This is a genomic window from Leisingera sp. ANG-S5, from assembly GCF_000813925.1.
Taxonomy (GTDB): Bacteria; Pseudomonadota; Alphaproteobacteria; order Rhodobacterales; family Rhodobacteraceae; genus Leisingera.
In genome coordinates this window covers 1-551 of sequence record NZ_JWLH01000041.1, presented here as the reverse complement: position 1 = coordinate 551, position 551 = coordinate 1, and the positions used below count along the sequence as shown (strand labels likewise).

1 protein-coding gene is annotated in these 551 nt (G+C 65.9%); it reads left to right on the top strand.

The features are described 5' to 3' along the window. The coding region (locus RA25_RS22025) for a Mur ligase family protein (protein WP_039175080.1) at positions 1 to 551 on the top strand (551 nt) is incomplete at both ends.

The window sequence follows — 551 nt, the reverse complement described above, 5'->3', positions numbered from 1 at the left end:
TGAACCACCCGGGCGAGATCGCGCCGCTGGCAAAGCAGGCGCGCCCGCATGTGGCGATGGTGACCACCGTTGCCGCGGTGCATCTGGAGGCGTTTGACAACGTTGAGGGCATCGCCCGCGAAAAAGCCGCGATCATGGAAGGGCTGGAGCACGGCGGCGTCGCGGTTCTGAACGCCGATATTGCCGAGGCCCATGTGCTGCGGGATGTGGCCGCGGGTCTGGGCGCAACCGCCCGCTGGTTTGGTGAAAGCGCTGCGGACTACACCTTGCATTCCGCCGGGATAGAGGGCGAGGAGACCGTGGCCCGCGCCACGGCAGCGGGACGCGAAGTTGAGCTGCATATTCAATCCCTTGGCGCCCATTTCGCGATGAATGCACTGGGCGCGCTGGCCTGTGCCGAGGCGCTGGGGGCTGATCCGGCTAAAGCCGTTGAAAGTCTCGCCCTGTGGTCGCCGGTCAAGGGCCGCGGCGTGCGCGAAGCGATCCAACTGGAGAGCGGATCGATTACCCTGCTGGACGACAGCTACAACGCCAACCCGACCTCAATGGCG